This is a genomic window from Blautia sp. AF26-2 (assembly GCF_003460955.1).
Taxonomy (GTDB): domain Bacteria; phylum Bacillota; class Clostridia; order Lachnospirales; family Lachnospiraceae; genus Fusicatenibacter; species Fusicatenibacter saccharivorans.
Map to the genome: position 1 here is coordinate 1 of NZ_QTWD01000002.1, position 230 is coordinate 230.

Genomic DNA, 230 nt, shown 5'->3' on the forward strand with positions numbered 1-230 from the left:
GTCAAAGAACAAACGATCTGCAGTGTGGATCTCGGCATCAATACGGATGCAGTCTGTACCATCATGCGTCCAGACGGAACTATCCTGGGGAGAAAGTTTATTAACTTTCCCAGTGACAAAGACCGGATGTACCGTGTGCTGGGACGGATCCGAAGATTTCAGCGGGAACATGGATCGCGTCAGGTGCAGGGAAGATGGGCATATGCAAAACGTCTGAATACAGAACTTGG

The 230-nt window shown here is 49.6% G+C and carries 1 pseudogene; it reads left to right on the top strand.

Features of this window, described 5'->3' with window-relative positions:
* A pseudogene (locus DWY63_RS18105) lies at positions 1-230 on the top strand (IS200/IS605 family accessory protein TnpB-related protein); the annotation flags it as partial.